This is a genomic window from Endothiovibrio diazotrophicus, assembly GCF_054657215.1.
Genome location: NZ_BAAHXB010000361.1, coordinates 1 through 289 on the forward strand (window position 1 = coordinate 1; position 289 = coordinate 289).

A 289-nucleotide genomic window follows, 5' to 3' on the forward strand; every position below is an offset into this window, starting at 1 on the left:
AACCGTGCCGCTCTGTAGGAAGCCGTCGGCCAGCACCTGGCCGTCGAGGCCGGCGATCTGCGCCACGTCGATCCCTTCGAGGTACTCGTACTGCTTGAAGCTGGGGTCGAGGGCGATCCAGCTGTCGGCCTCCAGGTTGCGGTAGGCACGACCGGGGTGGAAGTCCAGGGCTGCCTCCACCCACACATGCTCCATGCGCACCCAGGCGGGTTGGCCGCCCTCGCTGAGCACGCGCGTCGGGATGCCGCCGGAGGAGGCGTAATCGGCGGCGGCCATGACGTTGCTGAAA

The 289-nt window shown here is 68.2% G+C and carries 1 pseudogene; it reads right to left on the bottom strand.

Features of this window, described 5'->3' with window-relative positions:
- Positions 1-289: pseudogene (locus tag ACYQ2W_RS26820) on the bottom strand (transglutaminase domain-containing protein); the annotation flags it as partial.